Genomic DNA, 22,881 nt, shown 5'->3' with positions numbered 1-22,881 from the left:
ATCATGAAAAAGTACTTTTCTTATTTGAGCATTGCTTTGGTAACCTTTGTCTTTGCTTCTTGTGGTCTGAAAGGAAACCACACTTCTAGTGGACGTGCATACGAGCTTTTGGTAGTAGTAGACCACGGTGTTTGGGATCGTGCGGCAGGAAGAGCCTTGCATGATGCACTCGATTCCGATATGCCCGGATTGCCGCAATCGGAACCTTCTTTCCGCATCATGTACACTTCACCCAAAGATTATGACTCTACGCTGAAGTTGATACGCAACATTATTATTGTAGATATACAGGATATATATACAAAGGCCTCTTTCAAATATGCGAAAGATGTGTATGCCAATCCGCAGATGATATTGACTATCCAGGCTCCGAACGAAGAAGAGTTCGAGAAGTTTGTGAAGGAGAACAGACAGACGATTATCAATTTCTTCACCCGTGCGGAAATGAACCGCCAGATCACTTCGCTCGAAAAGAAGCACAGCAACTTTATTTCAAACAAGGTGGACAGCTTGTTCGGTTGCGATATCTGGCTGCCTGCCGAGCTGACTAATTCAAAGACGGGGGAAGACTTCTTCTGGGCTTCTACCAATACCGGTACTGCCGACCGTAACTTCGTGATGTACTCTTATCCTTATACGGATAAGGATACGTTTACCAAAGAATATTTTGTCCATAAACGTGACTCTGTGATGAAAGCCAATATTCCCGGATTCAAGGAAGGCGTTTATATGGCAACCGACAGCTTGCTGACGGATGTCCGCCCCATCAATGTGCAGAACAGCTACACGATGGAAGCGCGCGGACTGTGGCGCATGAAGGGTGACTTTATGGGTGGTCCGTATGTGTCGCATACCCGTCTTGACGAGAAGAACCAACGAATCATTACAGCAGAAATATTTGTCTATTCACCTGATAAAATGAAACGCAACCTGGTTCGCCAGATGGAAGCCTCTCTGTACACGCTGAAACTTCCGAACGAAGTTCAGCAGAACCAGATTCCATTGGGAGAGGAAACTAAGGAAGCGGAACAAACTAATAAATAAAAACATGGAAGATAACAAAATAAGAATCGGCATTACCCAAGGAGATATAAACGGGGTAGGTTATGAAGTGATCTTAAAGACTTTCTCGGATCCTACTATGCTGGAGCTGTGCACTCCGATTATTTACGGATCGCCGAAAGTGGCTGCCTATCACCGGAAAGCATTGGATGTTCAGGCTAATTTCAGTATAATTAACAGTGCTTCCGAAGCGGGATACAACCGGCTGAGTGTAGTGAACTGTACCGATGATGAGGTAAAAGTGGAATTCTCCAAACCGGATCCTGAAGCCGGTAAAGCTGCATTGGGCGCATTAGAGCGTGCCATCGAAGAGTATCGTGAGGGGTTGATTGACGTTATTGTAACGGCGCCGATCAATAAACATACCATTCAGTCGGAAGAGTTCTCATTTCCCGGACATACCGAGTATATCGAGGAACGGCTGGGCAATGGCAATAAGTCATTGATGATTCTGATGAAGAATGATTTCCGTGTAGCTTTGGTGACAACGCATATCCCTGTCCGGGAGATTGCGACAACGATTACCAAAGAATTGATTCAGGAGAAGCTGATGATATTTCATCGTTGCCTGAAACAGGATTTCGGTATCGGTGCTCCGCGCATTGCAGTACTGTCGCTCAATCCTCATGCCGGTGACGGTGGTTTGCTGGGAATGGAAGAACAGGAAGTGATCATTCCTGCCATGAAGGAAATGGAAGAAAAAGGAATCCTGTGCTACGGTCCTTATGCGGCCGACGGTTTTATGGGTTCGGGCAATTATACTCATTTCGACGGTATTCTGGCGATGTACCATGATCAGGGATTGGCTCCGTTCAAGGCACTGGCAATGGACGACGGCGTGAACTATACGGCTGGGTTGCCGGTGGTTCGCACTTCTCCGGCACACGGCACGGCATATGACATTGCAGGGCAGGGGCTGGCGAGTGAAGACTCTTTCCGTCAGGCAGTCTATGTCGCCATTGATGTGTTCCGCAATCGTCAACGGGAAAAAGCGGCCCGTGCGAATCCGTTACGGAAACAGTATTACGAGAAACGGGATGATAGTGATAAACTGAAACTGGATACAGTAGACGAAGAGTAAAAGAGTAATGACAAGAGCGGAGTTACAACAAGTGAAACAACGTTTCGGTATTATTGGTAATACCGAAGCTTTATCACGCGCCATTGATATTGCTATTCAAGTGGCTCCTACCGATTTGTCTGTGCTGATTACCGGAGAAAGTGGTGTCGGAAAAGAAAGTTTCCCGCAGATTATTCATCAATATAGCCGGAGAAAGCACGGACAGTATATCGCTGTCAACTGTGGAGCGATTCCGGAAGGCACAATTGATTCCGAACTGTTCGGACATGAGAAAGGTGCGTTTACCGGTGCGATCGGCGAGCGGAAAGGTTATTTCGGAGAAGCCGACGGAGGGACAATCTTCCTTGATGAAGTAGGGGAGTTGCCCATGCCTACTCAGGCGCGGCTGCTCCGTGTGCTGGAGAGCGGTGAGTTTATCAAAGTCGGTTCGTCACGTGTACAAAAGACGGATGTGCGTATTGTGGCGGCTACCAACGTCAATCTTACGCAAGCCATTGCGGAGGGACGTTTCCGTGAAGACCTGTACTATCGCTTGAATACCGTGCCTATCCAGATACCGCCTCTTCGTGAACGCGGAGACGATGTACTCCTGTTGTTCCGTAAGTTCGCCGCCGACTTTGCAGAGAAGTACAGAATGCCGGCCATTCAGTTGACGGAAGACGCTAAGAAAGAATTGCTGGCCTATCCATGGCCGGGAAATGTGCGCCAGTTGAAGAATATCACCGAGCAGATTTCGATTATTGAAACTAACAGGGAGATTAACGATGCCATCTTGCAAACTTATCTTCCCGCACAGAATACACAACGTCTTCCCGCATTGCTGGGTACACGTGAGAGCAAGGGTTTTGAAAGCGAGCGGGAGATTCTTTATTCCGTTCTGTTCGATATGCGGCAGGAAGTGGCGGAACTGAAAAAGATGGTGCACAATCTGATGGCTGAACGTGCCGGACAGGTAAGCCCGGTCAGTGCGGTGGTTGCCACTCCGGTAGTGACGGCGCAACCTTCGGTTCCTGCCATTATTCATCCGGTACAGCAACCGGCTGTCTGCAAAGATGATGACGATATTCAGGACACGGAAGAATATGTGGAAGAGTCCCTGTCGCTGGATGAAGTAGAAAAAGAAATGATACGCAAAGCACTTGAGAGACATCATGGAAAACGGAAGAGTGCGGCTAAGGATTTGAACATTTCCGAGCGTACACTTTATAGAAAAATAAAAGAATATGATTTGGATTAAAAAGATAACACGCCCTCTGCTGCTGGCGGTTTTGCCATTGGCGGTCATCGCGTGCACTGTTTCCTATAAGTTTAACGGCTCATCTATCAACTATGATAAGGTGAAGACGATTTCCATTGCCGATTTCCCGATAAAGTCGGAGTATGTGTATGCCCCGTTGGCGACGAAGTTCAATGAAGACCTGAAAGATATATTTATCCGCCAGACCCGTCTGCAATTGCTGAAGCCGAATCAGAATGCGGACTTGCAGATTGACGGTGAGATCACGGGATATAATCAGTATAACCAGGCGGTGTCCGCCGATGGTTATTCTTCGGAAACGAAGCTGACCATCACGGTGAACGTCCGTTTTGTCAACAACACAAATCATGCCGAAGACTTTGAACAGCAGTTCTCCGCTTTCCGTACCTACGACTCCAGTCAATTGCTGACTGCCGTGCAGGACGGGCTGATAGCTGAAATGTCAAAAGAGATCACCGACCAAATATTCAATGCAACCGTAGCAAACTGGTAATATAAATGACTTCTGTTAACTTTCAACAATGGATTCAGCATCCGGAGACGCTGAATAGGGATACTTTGTACGAGTTGCGCAATCTGCTTGCGAGGTATCCGTATTTTCAGTCGCTTCGTCTGTTGTATCTCAAAAATCTGTATATTCTCCATGATATCAGTTTCGGCGGGGAGCTGCGAAAGGCCGTTCTCTATATAGCCGACCGGCGGAAGTTGTTTCAACTGATTGAAGGCAGCCGTTTCGATCTTCAGTCGCGGAAAAAAGGAGTTCCTTTGACTGAGGTGCTGAAAGACGAGCCTTCGGTAGACCGTACATTGGCTTTGATTGACGCTTTCCTGGCTACGGCACCGGAGGAAGTGACCGCCCAAACCGGCTTCGACTATTCGATGGACTATACTTCCTATCTGCTTGAGGAGACTCCCGGAACGGATGAATCGACGGAAGAAGCACCTAAGCTAAAGGGATTTGAACTGATCGACGATTTCATAGAAAAGAGTGAAAGCGACGCTCCGTTGCATATAAAACCTTTGCGGGAGGAATCGGATGCAATGAGTGATGAATCGGATACGGTGAGTGGGGAAGAAGAGGAAGATGATAGCTGTTTTACAGAAACTTTGGCTAAAATCTATGTTAAACAGCAACGATATTCAAAAGCTCTTGAAATAATTAAAAAATTAAGCTTGAAATATCCAAAAAAAAATGCTTACTTTGCAGACCAAATCAGATTTTTGGAGAAATTGATTATTAACGCTAATTCAAAATAACTAAAAATGTACTTATTATTCGTTATCTTAATGGTGATTGCAGCCCTGTTGATGTGCTTCATCGTGCTGATTCAGAACTCAAAAGGAGGCGGACTTGCTTCCGGTTTTTCTTCATCTAACGCTATTATGGGCGTGCGCAAGACTACAGATTTTCTTGAAAAAGCAACATGGGGTTTGGCTATCTTTATGGTTGTAATGAGCATTGCTACCGCTTATGTGGTTCCTAGTTCGGCTGTTGCTACAGACGCAGTGTTGGAACAGGCACAGAAGGAACAACAAACTAACCCGTATAACTTGCCCGCAGGTACAGCTGCACCGCAAACAGAAGCTCCTGCTGCTGATGCGCCAGCTACCGAGACTCCGGCGCCGGCTACTGAAACTCCTGCTCCTGCAGCAGAATAATTAATAATTTGCCGTTATGCCAGTTTTCGTTCGGCGTTTCGCAGTACATTGGCATATTAGCATATTGTCACATTAACATATTGTTAGGCGCGGATTACGCGGATTACACGGATTCTCAATGTTCCGGGTGGTCAGTGTAATCCGCGCTTAATTGTTTTAGATTATTAATCACTTTTTAAATATAACAATGACAGAACAATTAAAAAAGAAATTGAATGACTCCGCAGTGTTACGCTGGAGTGTTCTTGCATTGGTCGCTTTTACTATGCTATGCGGCTATTTCCTCACTGACGTAATGTCTCCGCTAAAACCCATGCTTGAGAAAGAATTATTATGGGATAGCCTTGATTACGGTTTCTTCACAAGTGCATACGGCTGGTTTAACGTATTCTTGTTGATGTTGATCTTCGGTGGTATCATTCTGGATAAGATGGGTGTCCGTTTTACCGGAATGGGGGCATGTCTGTTGATGGTATTCGGCTGTGGATTGAAATACTATGCCATTTCTACTACCTTCCCCGAAGGCGCCATGCTTTTCGGCTTCAAGACCCAAGTGACTCTTGCCGCATTGGGATATGCCATCTTCGGTGTGGGTGTCGAGATTGCGGGAATCACTGTTTCCAAGATTATCGTCAAATGGTTTAAGGGTAAAGAAATGGCGTTGGCTATGGGACTTGAAATGGCTACGGCGCGTATCGGGACGACTTTGGCTATGGTGATGACTGTTCCTTTGGCGGACTTCTTCGGATATACGGACGAAGGCGGTGCGTTCCATACCAATATTCCTGCTCCTATTTTGTTTTGTCTCATAATGTTGTGTGTAGGTACAATCGCCTTCTTCATTTATACTTTCTACGATAAGAAACTGGATGCGTCGTTGGATGCGGAAGGATTGGAACCGGAAGAACCGTTCCGTATGAAAGATATTGTGTATATCATTACCAACAAGGGATTCTGGTTGATTGCCCTTCTGTGTGTGCTGTTCTATTCGGCTGTGTTCCCGTTCATCAAGTATGCCGCCGATTTGATGGTTCAGAAGTATAGCGTGGACCCGAAATTGGCGGGAACTATTCCCGGACTGTTGCCGATCGGCGCTATTGTGTTGACACCGTTGTTCGGTTCCTTGTATGACCGTATCGGTAAGGGGGCTACATTGATGGTTATCGGATCTGTCATGTTGATATTCGTGCATACCATGTTCGCTCTGCCTATCCTGAATGTATGGTGGTTTGCTACGATTATCATGATTATCTTGGGATTTGCTTTCTCGTTGGTACCTTCGGCCATGTGGCCTTCTGTTCCGAAGATTATTCCGGAAAAACAATTGGGTACGGCTTATGCCTTGATCTTCTGGGTACAGAATTGGGGATTGATGGGTGTGCCTTTGTTGATCGGATGGGTACTGAATTCTTATTGCAAAGGTCCGGTAGTGGATGGCGCGCAAACCTATGACTATACATTGCCGATGAGTATTTTTGCTCTCTTTGGCATATTGGCTTTGATCGTTGCTTTGATGTTGAAAGCAGAGAACAGAAAGAAAGGTTACGGTTTGGAGGAAGCAAATATTCAGAAATAAAAACGATGGCTGGCAAAGAGAAAACAAACCTGTTAGAGGTTATTCCCTGTCGCAGTGAACATATAACAGCAGAACGGGAAGGAGAGACTATTGTGCTCTCCTTTCCCCGTTTTAAGTATTCGTGGATGCAACGCTTTCTTGTACCGAAAGGGATGTCGAAAGAGCGTCGGATATATTTGGAGGAACACGGTACGGCTGTATGGGAACTGATAGATGGGAAACGTACGGTACGTGAGATTATAGAGAAACTCGCAGACCACTTCCATCATGAAGCGGGCTACGAGTCGCGTATCACTATCTATCTTTCTCAGATGCAGAAAGACGGATTTATAAAGTTAATGAAGCCGATTGAGTAAAGAGAAGAAAATATGGATAATGCGTTCCTTCTATTTTCCTTCTTCTCTATCCACTTTAAGCAATCCTCCGGTATTCGGGTCAAAGTACACTTTGATAGTCGAGTTCTTATTGAATAGAACCGGAGCCAGATACTCTATTATACCAAACTGAGTGACAGGGAGTTCACCTTCATAAAGTTTCTTCTTTCCGTCGGTCAGTGTAACCAATGCCTGTCCGGGTACATTGTAAGCGATTCCTTCCAAGTCTTTTTTCTTCTTTCCGTCTTCCTGCGGTATTTTTACCGTTTTCAAGTCTTTCAAGCTGATATAGAACGGAGTTCCTGCCAAGTCGTTGTTGGCAACCACGCCCAGTTTCTTGGAAAAGCGGAAAGCCACTTCATTACTGAACTCTTTATCCGGTGTAAGGCGTACGGTGAAGGTCTTTTCTTCTTTTTCCCGTATGCCGGAGAACATTTTGGTCATGGCTTCTTCCTGCAAGTTCAGGTTGTCTATCATGATTTTGAGCTGCGCACCGTCCGACGGCATATTGTCGGCCTGTCCGCGTAATAATGCGTTTTTGCTTTCGCGGATATTATAGATTTCTTTGGCTACCAGTTCCGCCATCTTGGCGGTGGAGTTTGCCATCAGAATCTCTTCGGTCAGGAAGTCGCGGGGATTGGCGCTCACCTGTCCGGCAGGAGCGGTCGGAGTATTCTTCTTTGCAGAACCGTTTTGGCTGTAAGGCACGTTGATGGACTTTACGATACCATCCTCGGTCAGTTCCATAAGAGGAGCTACCGTTTTATCTTTCAATTTCACAAAGTAAGTAGCGTCGCCATTGGGCACTCCTACGGATTTCACTTTTACGCTTGCCAGTTCCCAATACACTTCGGGATCGGTAGAGACGTTGTTCAACCGTAAATAGCGGTCGGCGTACTTACTGAATTCACCCGGAGTATACTTCACTTTATTCGCTTTTATTTCAAGCTCTATTTGAGTCTTGGGAAGACTATATACCACTCCGTAGTCTTTTCCACGAGTGACTCCTGTCAATACTTCGGTCTGTGCGTAGGCGGAGGTCGTCATCAGCAGGCCCGCCGCTATAATCAGTTTTTTCATATTCGGTTCTTTTTTAACTGTTTTGAAAACAAAGTTAATGAAGTTATTGAAATAAACACTAAGTTCTTAACTTTTATTCGCTTACAAGCCACGGCTTTTTCATTTAAGAAATATTGTTCATCGCTTGTTATTGCAGTAAAATTCCTTATATTCGTGCGCAGCGATGCGGAAGCACCGCCTTAGGTGTTTCTTCTTATCGTTCATTTTTATTTTTTTTAGGCGGAATTCAATAAGATATGGTGTTAATATTGTCTTCCGCCTTTGTTTTTGCGATAGCAAAAATACGATTTATTTTATTGATATACAAGTTTTTACGTACAATACCACTAAAGAAAAAACACCTTGACTGTCTTCGTGGCAGCATCATGACTCATTTGAGAAAATTTGTATCCTCAGTCCCTGAATACCGCAGAACAAGCAGGGGAAACTTCAAACACAAACTTGAAGACATACTCATGCTTGTCATATTGGGGAGGCTCAGCAAGTGTATTACCAGAGCTGAAATACTTCAATTTGGCAAACGCCACTTGAAACGCCTGCAGGCGAAAGGGCTATTTCCATATGGTTTGCCGTCAGAAGCTACGCTTTGCCGTGTGTTTCAAAGCATAGACGATGAAAAGATGGCTGACCGAATGTCTGCTTTTGCAGACGTTTTCCGCAAGGAAATATCCTCTTCGGCAACTGATATCATTTGTATTGATGGCAAGGCCATGCGAGGTACCTTGTACGAGAACGGACGTAACCCTGATATCGTATCTGCATACTCACTTGGTTCGGGCTTTACTCTGGCTACTGATGTTTGCAAGGAGAAAAGTAATGAAATCAAATCCGTGCCCCGGTTATTGGACAAACTAGACGTGTCAGGATGTGTGGTCACAGCAGATGCCATGTCATTCCAAAAGGTAATAATAGACAAGATTAGAGATAAGGGAGCAGACTTCGTGATCGAACTCAAGGCGAATCAAAGATCTTTGCGTTATGGCCTTGAAGACTCTATAAAGACCGCCACCCCCACTGATGTCTACAAGGAAGGTCCATACTTGGAACACGGCAGGATTGAGTCAAGGATATGCCGTATATACCGTGGGGAAGAACTTATTGTCGACAAGGAAAAATGGAATGGCAATTTGACTGTTATAGAAATACTCACATCTACCGAGAAAAAGTCTGATGGCAAGACTACATCTGAACAGCGACTCTACATTTCAAGCCTGGATAGCAGTGCAGAGCGGCTTAGTCAGATAACCAAACAGCATTGGGCTATTGAAAGCATGCACTGGGATCTTGACCGAAACCTCCGGCAGGATAGTATAAAGCGTAAGGCTGAACGGGCGGCTAGAAACCTCGACACAATTCAAAGGATGGTCTTGGCACTGATTGCTGTTTGGAAGAACAGAAGGAAAAAAATATCAGATAAGCGAAAAGGTACAGCTGAGATAACAAGGGAATTATCGGTAAGCTTCACTAAGGTGTTACATTTTCTGGCTCAAAAATGAGAAAAATTTAGATTTGATATATTTGTAAATTATTGATTATCAACAACTGGATTAGCTCCCATGCCGCACTGGCATGGGTAGGGAGATTATATCCCTAAATCAAAGCTTAAATGAAAAAGCCGTGCTTACAAGCCGCCAAGCTGCGGGCAGGCAGGTGATAATATCACTTGCAATCAGCCCGGTCATACCTTGTTTCTTCTGTGCGATGTCTCCTGCCAATCCGTGAATGTACGTACCTATTTTGGCAGCTTCTTCGCTGGAGTACCCCTGTGCAAGCAGAGCCAGAATCACTCCTGTCAGCACATCGCCGCTACCTCCGGTTGCCATTCCCGGATTTCCGGTCGGATTGAAGAAACATTTGCCTTCGGGAGTAATGATGGCGGAGTAAGCACCTTTTAGAACGATGTGAACATGGGCGGTATGGGCAAGCTCACAAGCCTTCGTCAATCGCTCGTAAGAATCCTGACATTTGCCGGTCAGGCGTTCCAGCTCCTTCGGGTGGGGAGTGAGGATAGAGCCTTTCGGCAGATGTGTGAGTGTATGGCGATGATTGGCAAGGATATTCAGTGCATCGGCGTCCAATACTACGGGAGTCTGGCAATGTTCCAGTTGCTCTATCAGGGCAGCTTCTGTTTCCTCGTTCCGCCCCAGTCCCGGACCTATGCCGACTGCTTGGTAATCATCGGTGTCGGTCGGCACGGCGAAATAGTTTTCGCTGGCGTCCGTCTCTACCATAGCCTCCGGTGCGGACATTTGCAAAATATCATAATTGCATATCGGGGCATGTACGGTCAGTAATCCTACACCGGAACGGAGGCAGGCGCGGGCGGCAAGTACGGAGGCTCCCGCCATTCCTTTTGACCCTGCTATCAGCAACGCGTGACCGAAGTTCCCTTTGTGTGCAAACTGTTTGCGTGGCTTGATAAGTGAACGGATTTCTTCTATCTCCAGCATTTCGTAGTTTGTCTCCGTTTCTTCGATTCCTTCTTCGCTCAACTGGATATCCAACAATTCCCATTCACCGACAAACTCTGTGTTTTCGGCAAAAAGGAAGGCAAGTTTCGGCAGTTGCAGGCTGAAAGTAACGTCTGCGCGGATGATATTGCTTTTCACGTTGAACGTGTTCTCTTCTCCCATCAGCCCCGAAGGAATATCGATGGCAACGACTGTGGCGGGAGAAGCATTGATGTACTTTACTACGGCAGCGAAACCTCCGCTTAACGGCTTGTTCAGTCCCGACCCGAATAGCCCGTCGATCACCAAATGTTCCGGTGTCAGAGTCGGCGGTACGAACTGCGTACTGATTTCGTGGAATGTAACTTCTTCCATCATTTCCACCAATTCCTTGTTCGTCTGGCAGTCGGGTGAAAGATTTCCTTTAGTATTAAAGAGGTATACTTCTGTCTTATATCCTTTTTCGGCCATCATGCGGGCTATGGCTAACGCGTCTCCGCCATTGTTTCCCGGTCCGGCAAAAACGGTGACGGGGGTATCCGTGCTCCATCTGTCTGTGATGGCTTTTGTCAGTACTGTTGCCGCACGTTCCATCAGGTCAATTGATGCAATCGGTTCGTGCTCAATGGTATAAGCGTCCAATTTCTTGATACTGCTGCTTGGAAATATTTTCATTGTGATGTTCTTTTTAGTTTTCTACCCACAAATGTACATGATTCTTCTGACTTTTCCGGTTTGTTATAGGAAGAAAACACATTTATTGTAGGTAGACGACCGTCAGAATATAGGTCGATAAGTTCTTTTCTACGGGATATAAAGTTCTTTTGTATAGGTAATAAACTTTCTTTTATCAGTAATAAAACTATAAACGAAGCCTCTGATTATATAAATGAAGCTTGCGTTTATATAATCAAAGCCTTTGTTTTTATAAACGCAAGCTTCGTTTATAGTTTAGGAATAGTAGAAAAGAACTTTATAACCTATCGTTAGTAAGTTTACATTCAATAGAGAGTAACTTTTTTAAGGCATTTTATTTAGTTTTTTGTACCTTTGCGCTCCATAAACTACTAAAACATAAACTCATGAGCGCATTGAAAGGGCATCCTAAAGGCCTTTATCTGATTTTTGCAACAAGCACGGCAGAACGTTTCAGCTACTACGGTATGCGTGCGATTTTCATTCTCTTTCTGACCCAAGCTTTACTGTTTGATAAAGAAGCGGCCGCGTCTATTTACGGCAGCTATACCGGATTGGTTTATCTGACTCCGTTGATTGGCGGATATATAGCCGATAAATATTGGGGCATTCGCCGTTCAGTGTTCTGGGGTGCGGTGATGATGGCCGTCGGGCAGTTCCTGATGTTTATGAGTGCTTCCACATTGAACAATACCGAACTGGCACATTGGCTGATGTATGGCGGACTCGGCTTTTTGATTCTGGGTAACGGTTGCTTTAAGCCGACGGTATCATCGCTGGTTGGACAGCTTTACGAGCCGGGCGACAAACGGTTAGATGCGGCATATACCATTTTCTATATGGGAGTGAATGTCGGTTCTTTTACTGCTCCATTGATTTGCGGTTACTTGGGAGACACCGGTGATCCGCATGATTTTAAATGGGGATTTCTGGCAGCCGGAATCATGACGCTATTTACCGTCATACTTTTTGAAACCCAAAAGAATAAATATCTTTTCTCTCCATCCGGCGAAGCTATCGGTATCATCCCCGATGCAAAACGTGAGAAGAAAGAAGATAAGGCCGATCACATCTCTCACCCGAAGATGGACGCACGGACAAAAATACGTAATCTCATAATAATAACTGCCTTGACTGCTGTTCTATTGGCATTCTTCGGCTACATATTCACAGGTGACTGGATTAGTGTCGGTATTTTCACGGCTTGCATCGTCTTTCCGGTACTTATTCTGTTGGATGGTTCGTTGACAAAGATAGAGCGTAGCCGTATTTTTGTCATTTATATCGTCGCCTTTTTTGTGATTTTCTTCTGGGCTGCCTATGAACAGGCGGGAGCTTCTCTGACGCTTTTTGCCTCCGAACAGACCAACCGCGATATTTTGGGTTGGGAAATGCCTGCTTCCTGGTTTCAATCCTTCAATCCGCTTTTCGTTGTTGTACTGGCTTACATCATGCCGGGGGTATGGAGTTTCCTGAACAAACGGAAAATGGAACCTTCTTCCCCTACCAAGCAGGCTATCGGCCTCCTGCTACTCTCTTTGGGATATCTTTTCATCTGTTTCGGAGTGAAAGATGCGGTTCCGGGAGTGAAAGTAAGTATGATTTGGCTGACGGGACTTTACTTTATCCACACTATGGGTGAAATTGCCCTGTCGCCTATCGGGCTTTCTATGGTGAACAAACTGAGTCCGTTGCGTTTTGCTTCCCTGATGATGGGTATATGGTATCTTTCCACTGCCACCGCTAACAAATTTGCCGGTATGTTGAGTGGCCTTTATCCCGAAGACGGAAAAGTAAAGACCATTCTGGGCTTCCAGATTGCAACGATGTACGATTTCTTTATGGTATTTGTGGTAATGTCGGGCGTCGCCTCACTGATTCTGTTCCTGCTGTCGAAGAAATTACAGAAGATGATGCACGGAGTAGAATAAAAAATTGTATTTTTGCGACAACTTTTTTAAAATAACCGGTTATGGATACCATTCAGATAAAAGACAAACAGTTTACCGTTTCTATTAAGGAACAGGATATTCAGAAAGAAGTGATTCGTGTAGCGAACGAAATCAATCGCGATTTGGCAGGTAAGAATCCGCTTTTCCTTAGTGTGTTGAACGGTTCTTTTATGTTTACCGCCGACCTATTGAAGCATATTACGATTCCTTGTGAGATCTCATTCGTGAAGCTGGCTTCTTATCAGGGAGTAACTTCCACAGGAGTTATCAAAGAGGTAATCGGTTTGAATGAAGACATTGCCGGACGTACGGTTGTCATTGTAGAAGATATTGTGGATACGGGGCTCACCATGCAACGTCTGCTGGATACATTAGGTACACGCAATCCGCAGGAAATTCACATCGCTTCTCTGCTGGTGAAACCGGAGAAGTTGAAGGTAGACCTCAACATCGAGTATGTAGCGATGGAGATACCGAATGACTTTATCGTGGGATACGGTCTGGACTATGACGGCTTCGGACGTAACTATCCCGACATTTACACAGTAGTAGACTAAATTCAAATACAAATTAATTTTTTAGGTAAAAAAGATGTTGAACATTGTAATTTTCGGTGCTCCGGGTTCCGGCAAAGGGACGCAGAGCGAACGTATTGTAGAAAAGTATGGAATCAATCACATCTCAACCGGAGATGTATTGCGTGCTGAAATCAAGAACGGCACAGAACTGGGTAAAACGGCTAAAGGTTATATCGATCAAGGCCAATTGATTCCCGACGAATTGATGATTGATATTCTGGCAAGCGTATTTGATAGCTTTAAAGATAGCAAAGGTGTAATTTTCGATGGTTTCCCAAGAACAATTGCACAGGCGGAAGCATTAAAAAAAATGTTGGCGGAAAGAGGACAGGATGTTTCTGTAATGCTCGATTTGGATGTTCCGGAGGATGAACTGATGGTACGCCTTATCAAACGCGGTAAGGACTCCGGCCGTGCTGACGACAATGAAGAGACGATCAAGAAACGTCTGCACGTATATCACTCGCAGACTGCTCCGTTGATTGACTGGTACAAGAACGAAAAGAAATACCAACACATCAACGGTCTGGGCACTATGGAGGGTATCTTTGCGGATATCTGTGGAGCGGTGGACGGACTGTAGTCTTCTTTAAATATAAATCACTAACCAATTAATCATTAACCAACGTGGCTGAATCGAATTTTGTTGATTACGTAAAGATATACTGTCGCTCGGGTAAGGGCGGAAGAGGCTCTACGCACATGAGGCGCGAGAAATATTGTCCTAACGGAGGTCCCGACGGGGGCGATGGCGGAAGAGGAGGCCATATCATCTTGCGCGGTAACCGTAACTACTGGACTTTGCTACACTTGAAGTTTGACCGTCATGCGATGGCAGGTCATGGAGAGTCGGGAAGTAAAGGACGTAGTTTCGGCAAAGACGGCGAGGATAAGATAATTGAAGTACCTTGCGGAACGGTTGTTTACAATGCCGAAACCGGAGAGTACATTTGTGATGTGACTGAAGACGGGCAGGAAGTGATTCTGCTTAAAGGTGGTCGCGGCGGTCAAGGTAACTGGCATTTCAAGACGGCAACCCGCCAGGCTCCGCGTTTTGCGCAGCCGGGAGAACCGATGCAGGAAATGACTGTTATCATGGAGTTGAAACTACTTGCCGACGTCGGTCTGGTAGGATTCCCGAATGCGGGAAAGTCTACCTTGCTTTCTTCCATTTCGGCTGCCAAACCGAAGATTGCCGATTATCCGTTTACGACACTCGAACCGAATCTGGGTATCGTTTCCTATCATGACGGGAAATCTTTTGTAATGGCGGACATTCCTGGAATTATCGAGGGAGCCAGTCAAGGTAAGGGTTTGGGACTCCGTTTCCTGCGTCATATCGAACGCAACTCCTTATTGTTGTTTATGGTTCCGGCGGACAGCGATGATATCCGTAAAGAATATGATATCTTGCTGAACGAGCTGCGTACATTCAATCCTGAAATGCTGGACAAACAACGGGTGTTGGCAATTACCAAGAGCGATATGCTCGATCAGGAACTGATGGACGAAATCGAGCCTACATTGCCCGAAGGCATACCGCACGTATTCATCTCTTCTGTTTCCGGTTTAGGAATCTCGGTGTTGAAAGACATCCTTTGGGAAGAACTGAATAAGGAGAGTAACAAGATAGAGGCGATTGTTCACCGGCCGAAAGACGTGACCCGCTTGCAACAGGAACTCAAAGACATGGGCGAGGATGAAGACATCGTTTATGAATATGAGGAAGATGCGGATGATGACGAGGACATCGACTATGAGTACGAAGAAGAAGATTGGGAAGAAAAATGATTTCACTTACAGAAGATAAAAGAATGTTGGGATATGAGTCGCTAAGCTCATATTCCAACATTTCTCATTTTGTAACTACCCGGCGGGGAGGGTACAGTGAAGGGGCTTATGCGTCTTTCAACTGTTCGCATTACAGTGGGGACGAACCGGAACTGGTGTGTCTTAACAGAAAGCTACTTTTGGAAGCATTGCCGCAGTCTCTTGTTGAACTGGTAGTCCCTGTGCAAACACATGGTACGGAGATTTTGCATATTGAGGACACTTTTACCGGATTATCTCCTGAACAGAAAGAAAAATCGTTGTATGGAATCGATGCGCTGATAACTGCCGAACCCGGATATTGCATCTGTATTTCTACGGCGGACTGTGTGCCTGTCTTGATGTATGACCGTACTCATCAAGCCATTGCGGCAGTGCATGCCGGATGGCGGGGAACAGTGGCACATATCCTTCGCGATACTTTAGAGAAAATGCACTGTATTTTCGGAACGGAAGGTAAGGATGTTATAGCCTGCATAGGTCCGAGCATCTCATTGGAGTCTTTTGAAGTGGGTGAAGAAGTATACGAAGCATTCAAAGAACAAGATTTTGATATGCTCCGTATTTCGACGTGGAACGGGCAAACCGGAAAACATCATCTGGATTTGTGGGAGGCTAACCGGATACAGTTATTATCGTTTGGCGTTCCCGACAGTCAGATAGAACTGTCCGGTATCTGCACTTATACCCATTGTGACGAGTTCTTCTCCGCCCGCCGTTTAGGGATTCGTTCCGGACGTATTTTGTCCGGAATCATGTTGGACACTGTATAAAACTATTGTCATTGAATATGTATACTATTTCCATTTCTCAAGAGATTAAAGAAGCTTGTCCGGTATTTGCCGGAGCAGCTGTATATGCAACAGTCAGAAACACAAGTTATAGTGAAGGGCTCTGGCGTGAAATCAATGCTTTCACCGAACAGCTGACTTCCACAACGCAGATGGAAGACATCAAACGGCAGCCTGTGATTGCAGCCACTCGTGAGGCATATAAGCGTTGTGGCAAGGACCCCGGACGTTATCGCCCGTCGGCAGAGGCTTTGCGCCGTCGCCTGATGCGCGGGATTCCTTTATATCAGATTGATACGTTGGTAGATCTCATAAATCTCGTTTCTCTCCGTACGGGGCATTCTATCGGAGGGTTCGATGCGGATAAGATACAGGGCACGTGCCTTGAACTGGGTATCGGCAAGGCGGGAGAGCCCTTTGAGGGAATCGGACGCGGTGTGCTGAATATCGAAGGATTGCCTGTGTATCGTGATTCTTTCGGAGGGATAGGAACACCGACCAGTGACCATGAGCGTACGAAAATGGATGTCAATACGACCCATATTCTTGCTATTGTCAACGGTTATAATGGCAAAGAAGGTTTGAAAGAAGCTGCCGGGATGATTCAATCGTTGTTGAGAGACTATGCGGAATCGGACGGGGGCGAACTTCTATTCTTTGAATAATCCGCTTTGCCTGTATTCTGCGCTTTGACATACTCTCTGCATCTCTGATTGATTCTTATTATCTGAGTTGAGGTAATTTTACTTCTGCTATTCCCACCCGGTCACTGCCCAATACGATACGTAAATCACTGGCAATTGTTTCTTTAAAGTTAAAAGTGAGTGGTTGGCTGTAAGTATCGATTGTTCCGGAATATACAGTAAGGAATTGCCCTCCGCCACTGGATAATTGAATCTCGAAATCGGTACTTACCTTGTTTTCACGGTTGAAAGTAATAGATATACTGTTTATCTTGGCTTCATTCTCTAAAGCGAAAGTAATGTAATCTCCTTTATTCCCTTCCCAGAAAGTAGATAAGTCATTATCAATAACATGATTGACAGTTCCTTGATTGGTACTTGCGCTGATAGGCGAATCATCTTTTGTGTTTTTGGATATTACATTGTCACCATATCCGGAGACGGTTAATGTTCCATTTAGTCGGATATCCGTAGAGGAGGCTCCTATCATTAGCGTAAATTCTCCCGGCTCTACCACCCAGTGCATATCGGCATTCGGCAGTTCCAATGCTTTACGGTCTATCGGAAACGTAATTTCTTTTGTTTCTCCCGGTTTCAGATGTACCCGTTCGAACCCTGCCAGATTCTTTTCGTATGTTGTGACACTGCTTAGTACATCACGTACGTAGAGTTGGACAACTTCGTCTCCTGCCCGTTTGCCGGTATTCGTCACTTTACAAGTGACATACGTCTTTTGATTAGGAGTGATGATGGCTGGAGATATTTTCAAATCGGAATATTCGAAAGTAGTATAGCTTAATCCGAAGCCGAAAGGATATAGAGCACCATTGACGCGTGACATATTACCGTTCAATCCCGGATTCTTGCCGCCGTCAATTTGAGAGGAAGGCTTGCAAGGGAAATTGAAAGGTATCTGTCCCACTGTTTTTGGGAAAGTAACAGTCAGTTTGCCGCCCGGATTATAATCTCCGAAAAGTACGTCTGCTACCGCTTTTCCACCTTTCGATCCAGGATACCAGGCTTCGAGAATGGCAGGTACGAATTTATCCGCCCAGTTGATGGAAAGCGGACGTCCGTTGATTAGCACTAGTACAACAGGTTTGCCGGTAGCAACTACAGCTTTCAACAAATCAAGTTGACGACCGGGAAGATCAAGACTGCTGCGGGATTTGTTCTCTCCGCAGGTACGTTGTCCACCGCCCAACACGACCACTGCTACATCTGCCTGCTTTGTCTGGCTGACGGCTTTCTCTATTTCTTCTTGTTCGTTCTCGCTCAAGGGATACTCCATCAATTCCGATTCCGGCCAGTTGGCGTCTACTAGTTCGCAGCCTTTCGTATAAAGAACCTCCGCTTTCCCTCCCAGTTTCTCCTGAATGCCTTTCAGTACGGATGTCACTTCAACGGCCAAAGGACCGTAATGGGTAAGTGCGTATGAATGTTCGTCAGCATTCGGACCGCATACTGCTATCTTTTTGATAGTTGAGGCATTCAACGGCAGTACATTCTTATCATTCTTCAAGAGCACGATAGACTCACGGGAGGCCTGTAAGGCTATTTCCTCATTAGAGGCTTTCTCTACTTCCTCATCTGCACCCTTTAAATCAGTCTGATAAGGATGGTCGAACAGACCGACAAGGAATTTCACTCTCAGAATATCGCGTACCCGGTCATTGATAATTTCTTCGCTGAGCCCCCCTTCTTTCACCAATTCTCTTAGAGGCAGTACGTACGAATCCGGTGAACGGAATGTGCACCGTATGTTCAACCCTGCTTCTACGCTTTGGCGGACCGCTTCTTTCATGTCTTTTGCCGTACCATGTTTGGTGTAAAGGTATTCCACTGCATCACTGTCCGATACTACATATCCACGGAACCCCATATCACTACGCAGGCGGGTGGTCAGCCAATAATAACTGCTCTGAATCGGGAAACCGTCATAGTCGTTGTAAGAACTCATGACACCGAGCAGTCCGGCTTCACGAATCACTCTTTTGAAAGGGTAGACATGAATCATCTCTACTTCGCGTGGAGACATCTGCGGATCGACACGTGCCATACCTTCACGTGCACCTTTGTTGTTGCTATATGCGATGAAATGTTTCCCGGTAGCCGCTACTTGATGATTATGTTGCATACCTTTTACCATTTCGATACCTAATTCAGCGACTAAATAAGGTGATTCTCCGTAAACTTCTTCGTAACGCCCCCAACGTTGGTCCCGTCCTACATCAAGTATCGGGGCATATACATTGGTATATCCCAACATACGAGCTTCCCGTCCGGTGATTAGTCCTATCTGACGGAGCAGTTGGCGGTTCCAGGTATGGCCTAGCCCCAGTTGGGTGGGGAAGTTGGTGGCTTTGTAACTCTCCACTCCTCGGATTCCCTCATTGGTGAAATCCGTCGGAATGCCGAGACGTGTCTCCTCAATAAAGAAACGTTGTACTTCATTCAATGCCCAAGCGTGTTTGGAGGCAGGCCATACATATTCATTGTCCGATGGAAGAAGTCCCCATTGTTGGAAACCATTCAGATGTTCGTCGATAGCACCGATTCCGTCCTTCCATAGTTGGTTCTTCCATTCAGGCGTAGGTAAGTCGTCCTTCAGTACCCGTTTATATCCATAAAGGGTTACCATCTGGCACGTTTTCTCCTCCAGTGTCATCTGGCTGAGTAAATCTTCTATACGTGCGTCAATGGGTGCGGATGGGTCTTCATATACATCTTTAATACCGTTTTTATTGAAATCTATCCATCCTTTTTTGTACATTTCTGTACGGACAGGCTTATAAACAGTAGGAATCTTGGATGTTTTTTGTGCAGGGAGGGTAGCACAACTTCCTAGAAACAGGCTAATGAGTAAAAGTTTCTTCATGGTATTTTCTCGTGTTAAGAATAAATTTGCCCGGTAAAGATAATGCTTTGATATAATATTCACCAATGTCTTTTCGTTATTTAGAAAATGTTTCTTGTCTTTTATATCTGGTTGTGGTAGGGGAAGGTAGGAGTAAAGTGATAATAATTGCAAAAGAATGATGAACGATACCAAAACATTTTCTATCTTTGCATCCAATAAAGCAGAATTTTCAGCTTGTTGCAAAGTCATGGGCTTGACTGGATTTGACAGCGGGCAGAAATGGTAGGTAAGCATGCAGTGGGTCGGTAATTTCCACTTAAATCTCAGTTATCAAAATTTTATCTGGCGAAACTAATTACGCTCTTGCTGCTTAATCGAATCATAGTAGATTAGCTTAATCCAGGCACAAGGTGCTAGGACGAGACATCACTCGGAAGCTGTTGCTCCGAAGCGTTCCGGTTCAGTGGTGCAGTTACATCGGGGATAGTTGAAAGTGGCCTCGCACTTTTGATGAAACTTTAGAGGATAAGGCAGGAATTGATGGCTTTGGTTCTGTTCCTGTTCGAAAATCTAGGCAAAGATAAGCATGTAGAAAGCTTATGATTTCCTCGTTTGGACGAGGGTTCGATTCCCTCCAGGTCCACAAAATGTTGGTAATCAATGAGCTGATGGGAGTAAAAGATCCGATTTTACATACAGAAATGTAGTAAAGTCGGATCTTTTGTTTTGTATCGTATGTTTTTTTATATATAATTCTTGCTTCTAAGAATATTTTGATATATTTGCAGCCAAAGCACAAAAGAGTTTGTGGCTTTATTTTTAGTGGAGAAAAAATTGTAAGAAGCGTTGTGCTTTATTCTTGTCATTGAAAACCTGAGAAACTTTCAAGAAAACACAAGAATGGCATAGTATGTTTCCTACGCTGGTTTCCGGCGTGGGACTGCTATCCATCCATTTTGTGTTTTCGGGTTTTCTCAGGACCTTCAATGACAAATGGTGGTACGCAGTTCTACGCTTTTTGTTTTATTATTAGGATTCTGAAAGAACTGGAGGATCTAATGATTGTCTTATGAAAAACAAACCTTTTTATTTAACTCTTTTGGGAGTATTCCTTTGGGTTGGATGTACTTTTAAGCCGCCCATGCCAGCTGAAAGTGAGATTTTGAACCAAATCCGGCTGGAACCGAAAATTGATAAATTCGTTTTTGGAGTGAGTATTGGTTCTGCTTTGGATTCATATAATTTTAAATTGAAACGAACCCCGCGCCAAGCACTTATCAAAGACGGTATCTTATTGCCGGGTGGTGTTTATTGGAGCAAATTAAATCCCAAATATAATGATAAATTTATAGAAGTAAACGAAGATAATGCGCGATATGTCTATGCCAATCCTCATTTGGATGGTATCTCTTTCATAAGTGCCGGACCGGCAGGTTATGATACTTCTCGTTATATGATTGCATTGGTGGGCTATCACTATGAAGTTACAGATTGGGCCAAGCGGATTAATAAGTATAATTCTTCTCAATTTGCTGATATTTCGGGGACAAAAGAATATCTCTTGGAGTATGATAGAAACTTGAAACGCTGGAATTGTGTACGCGATTTAAATTGGTAGACAAGTATGAAAAGAATGATATTGTTTTTCTTTTCTCTCATAGCTATTGCTTCTTATATGGTGATTCCTCGTATGTGTAATAATCGGGTAAACGAAGAAAAACAAATGGAAATAATTCAATTGATTGCACGTAGGACCGGTTGCAATGACTATGACAGGAAATATACGGTAGAGCGGGGAGCATTGCGCTTTCATCCCACTATATCTTTCAATCAAGAAACATCTTATAGCGTGATGTTGGAGCTTGTTTCTGCGTTTGGTGATATGGAATCTGAATATTCAGAAGAAACAAGAGCCGGAAAATGGATACAGTTTTATCGTTGGATTTATGAAAATACGGAATATCGGTATGTGGTGTATTATGACCGGTACTCTTATCAGGATGTGGAGTGTATAAATCTTTATTGGCATGAATTAAAATAAAAAAGAAGATATGATGGAACAAAAAGAAAGAAGTATCGGACATAAGGTGCTTTTGGTGGGAGTGCCATTGCTGGCTTTATACCTGTTTTACCAATTTAATGTGGTAAAGCTATTTAATGAAGGATTTACAGGTCATGAACTGATGGACTTGGATGCGGTTAAGAAACTTTTCAGATATCATACATTCGGATTGTATGTTGCGTTTGAAGTGAAACATCTTGTTGGCTACATTATGCTGTGTGGCTTCGTGTTGCTTGCGGCGAGTGAGGCATTTTTAGTCGGCCGATTTTTGAACGTGGTGCGTATAGTGGGGGGAATTGTATTGTCTTGCGGGTATTTGTCTTTCTTCTTTATGGAGGCTCACGGCTTTTGCGGAGCGGGTTTCTGGACTCCTTTTCTTTTGCTGCTATTCTATTTCTGCTTGGCTTATGTCACATTGCCCGATGAAGGCAAACTCCCTATTGAAAACAGGATAGGTATTCTCTTATTGGTAATAGCCGTTTTCTTTTTAGCGTTTTTACCGTTTACAAAGACGGGTAGTAGGGTATACGACTTTTATCACGACAGCAGTGATGGAGATGACCAATTGATTCGCTATGCGGCTTATGTTACATATTTGGCGTTTTATGCTTGCATTGTGTCGTTAACGCGTAAGAGAAAGATGCCCGATTGGGAATTTTGGGTAGCTTTTGTCATGGCTTTGTGTTGTCATGTGTTTGTGTTTCTCCGAGTTATAGATTATCCGTCTGGGACTGGGTTGTCAGTGGGCTATTACGCCTCATTGGCTCTTATTGTCGGGATATTTGTATGGTTGCGTGGGGTGAACAGTGACGGTGAAGAAAAAGAACCGACCGAGTTTGAAAAGATGAATAAGCAAGTGGAAGAAACCATGCGACGTGAAGAATGAATT

Annotated in this window: 21 protein-coding genes and 1 other RNA gene; 19 read left to right on the top strand and 3 right to left on the bottom strand. The window is 44.7% G+C overall.

Annotation, left to right across the window (positions count from 1 at the left end; genetic code table 11):
- The first annotated feature begins 3 nt into the window (after positions 1–3).
- From GD630_RS10200 to GD630_RS10165, 8 genes are all read left to right on the top strand, one after another.
- Complete coding sequence (locus tag GD630_RS10200) at positions 4–1,044, top strand: DUF4837 family protein (RefSeq protein WP_007765287.1); 1,041 nt, start codon at positions 4–6, stop codon at positions 1,042–1,044.
- Positions 1,045–1,048: 4 nt separating this feature from the next.
- Positions 1,049–2,143 (top strand): 4-hydroxythreonine-4-phosphate dehydrogenase PdxA, encoded by a 1,095-nt coding sequence (gene pdxA, locus GD630_RS10195; RefSeq protein ID WP_007758311.1) that lies wholly within the window; start codon positions 1,049–1,051, stop codon positions 2,141–2,143.
- A gap of 7 nt (positions 2,144–2,150) precedes the next feature.
- Positions 2,151–3,380 carry a sigma-54 interaction domain-containing protein gene (locus GD630_RS10190; RefSeq protein WP_143868948.1) on the top strand — a complete coding sequence of 410 codons (1,230 nt, stop codon included), beginning with the start codon at positions 2,151–2,153 and terminating at the stop codon, positions 3,378–3,380.
- Positions 3,367–3,894, top strand: coding sequence for an LPS assembly lipoprotein LptE (lptE, locus tag GD630_RS10185; protein ID WP_007758308.1), 528 nt, complete (start codon positions 3,367–3,369; stop codon positions 3,892–3,894). The genes GD630_RS10190 and lptE overlap by 14 nt, the downstream gene beginning before the upstream one ends.
- 5 nt (positions 3,895–3,899) lie before the next feature.
- The gene (locus tag GD630_RS10180; RefSeq protein ID WP_143868950.1) at positions 3,900–4,658 is read left to right on the top strand and encodes a tetratricopeptide repeat protein; all 759 of its coding nucleotides are present in this window, start codon (positions 3,900–3,902) and stop codon (positions 4,656–4,658) included.
- 6 nt (positions 4,659–4,664) lie between these two features.
- Positions 4,665–5,060 (top strand): preprotein translocase subunit SecG, encoded by a 396-nt coding sequence (gene secG, locus GD630_RS10175; RefSeq protein ID WP_007765299.1) that lies wholly within the window; start codon positions 4,665–4,667, stop codon positions 5,058–5,060.
- Between the two features lie 187 nt (positions 5,061–5,247).
- Positions 5,248–6,636 (top strand): MFS transporter, encoded by a 1,389-nt coding sequence (locus GD630_RS10170; RefSeq protein ID WP_143868951.1) that lies wholly within the window; start codon positions 5,248–5,250, stop codon positions 6,634–6,636.
- Positions 6,637–6,641: 5 nt separating this feature from the next.
- Entirely contained in the window at positions 6,642–6,992 is a 351-nt protein-coding gene (locus GD630_RS10165) for a PqqD family protein (RefSeq protein ID WP_143868953.1), read from the top strand.
- Between the two features lie 30 nt (positions 6,993–7,022).
- Here GD630_RS10165 and GD630_RS10160 read toward each other — a convergent pair whose 3' ends face one another.
- A complete protein-coding gene (locus tag GD630_RS10160; protein ID WP_143868955.1) occupies positions 7,023–8,090 on the bottom strand; it encodes a DUF4831 family protein in 1,068 nt (355 codons plus the stop codon).
- Positions 8,091–8,326: 236 nt separating this feature from the next.
- Between GD630_RS10160 and GD630_RS10155 the strand changes: the two genes are divergently transcribed.
- Entirely contained in the window at positions 8,327–9,586 is a 1,260-nt protein-coding gene (locus tag GD630_RS10155) for an ISAs1 family transposase (protein WP_238482981.1), read from the top strand.
- 99 nt (positions 9,587–9,685) lie between these two features.
- On the opposite strand, the gene GD630_RS10150 is transcribed toward GD630_RS10155, so the two are convergent.
- Positions 9,686–11,215 carry an NAD(P)H-hydrate dehydratase gene (locus tag GD630_RS10150; RefSeq protein WP_143868268.1) on the bottom strand — a complete coding sequence of 510 codons (1,530 nt, stop codon included), beginning with the start codon at positions 11,213–11,215 and terminating at the stop codon, positions 9,686–9,688.
- A 407-nt stretch (positions 11,216–11,622) separates the two neighbouring features.
- Here GD630_RS10150 and GD630_RS10145 point away from each other — a divergent pair, with 407 nt between their 5' ends.
- The 6 genes from GD630_RS10145 to GD630_RS10120 are packed head-to-tail and all read left to right on the top strand — an operon-like array spanning position 11,623 to position 17,052.
- Entirely contained in the window at positions 11,623–13,167 is a 1,545-nt protein-coding gene (locus GD630_RS10145; protein WP_143868269.1) for a peptide MFS transporter, read from the top strand.
- A 41-nt stretch (positions 13,168–13,208) separates the two neighbouring features.
- Entirely contained in the window at positions 13,209–13,745 is a 537-nt protein-coding gene (gene hpt, locus GD630_RS10140) for a hypoxanthine phosphoribosyltransferase (protein ID WP_007757958.1), read from the top strand.
- A gap of 34 nt (positions 13,746–13,779) precedes the next feature.
- The gene (locus tag GD630_RS10135; RefSeq protein ID WP_007765352.1) at positions 13,780–14,349 is read left to right on the top strand and encodes an adenylate kinase; all 570 of its coding nucleotides are present in this window, start codon (positions 13,780–13,782) and stop codon (positions 14,347–14,349) included.
- A gap of 44 nt (positions 14,350–14,393) precedes the next feature.
- The gene (gene obgE / locus GD630_RS10130; protein WP_007765362.1) at positions 14,394–15,557 is read left to right on the top strand and encodes a GTPase ObgE; all 1,164 of its coding nucleotides are present in this window, start codon (positions 14,394–14,396) and stop codon (positions 15,555–15,557) included.
- Positions 15,554–16,369 (top strand): peptidoglycan editing factor PgeF, encoded by an 816-nt coding sequence (pgeF, locus tag GD630_RS10125; RefSeq protein ID WP_143868270.1) that lies wholly within the window; start codon positions 15,554–15,556, stop codon positions 16,367–16,369. Before obgE ends, pgeF begins: the two co-directional genes overlap by 4 nt.
- Before the next feature lie 17 nt (positions 16,370–16,386).
- A complete protein-coding gene (locus tag GD630_RS10120) occupies positions 16,387–17,052 on the top strand; it encodes a B3/B4 domain-containing protein (RefSeq protein ID WP_143868348.1) in 666 nt (221 codons plus the stop codon).
- A 58-nt stretch (positions 17,053–17,110) separates the two neighbouring features.
- Here the strand turns inward: GD630_RS10120 and GD630_RS10115 are convergent, their stop codons facing one another.
- Positions 17,111–19,948: a beta-glucosidase gene (locus GD630_RS10115; protein WP_143868271.1), complete on the bottom strand. Its 2,838-nt coding sequence runs from the start codon at positions 19,946–19,948 to the stop codon at positions 17,111–17,113.
- 231 nt (positions 19,949–20,179) lie between these two features.
- On the opposite strand from GD630_RS10115, the gene ssrA reads away from it, so the two are divergent.
- The 4 genes from ssrA to GD630_RS10095 all read left to right on the top strand — a co-directional run bounded on the left by ssrA (position 20,180) and on the right by GD630_RS10095 (position 22,878).
- Positions 20,180–20,576: a transfer-messenger RNA gene (gene ssrA, locus GD630_RS10110) on the top strand.
- Positions 20,577–20,999: 423 nt separating this feature from the next.
- Positions 21,000–21,548 carry a hypothetical protein gene (locus GD630_RS10105; RefSeq protein WP_229099160.1) on the top strand — a complete coding sequence of 183 codons (549 nt, stop codon included), beginning with the start codon at positions 21,000–21,002 and terminating at the stop codon, positions 21,546–21,548.
- A gap of 6 nt (positions 21,549–21,554) precedes the next feature.
- On the top strand, positions 21,555–21,971 hold the full coding sequence (locus GD630_RS10100; protein ID WP_143868273.1) for a hypothetical protein: 417 nt from the start codon (positions 21,555–21,557) through the stop codon (positions 21,969–21,971).
- 10 nt (positions 21,972–21,981) lie between these two features.
- Positions 21,982–22,878, top strand: coding sequence for a hypothetical protein (locus GD630_RS10095; protein ID WP_143868274.1), 897 nt, complete (start codon positions 21,982–21,984; stop codon positions 22,876–22,878).
- Positions 22,879–22,881 lie beyond the last annotated feature (3 nt).

The sequence above is a fragment of the Bacteroides zhangwenhongii genome (assembly GCF_009193325.2).
Lineage (GTDB): Bacteria > Bacteroidota > Bacteroidia > Bacteroidales > Bacteroidaceae > Bacteroides > Bacteroides zhangwenhongii.
This window is presented reverse-complemented; position numbering and strand designations above follow the sequence as displayed.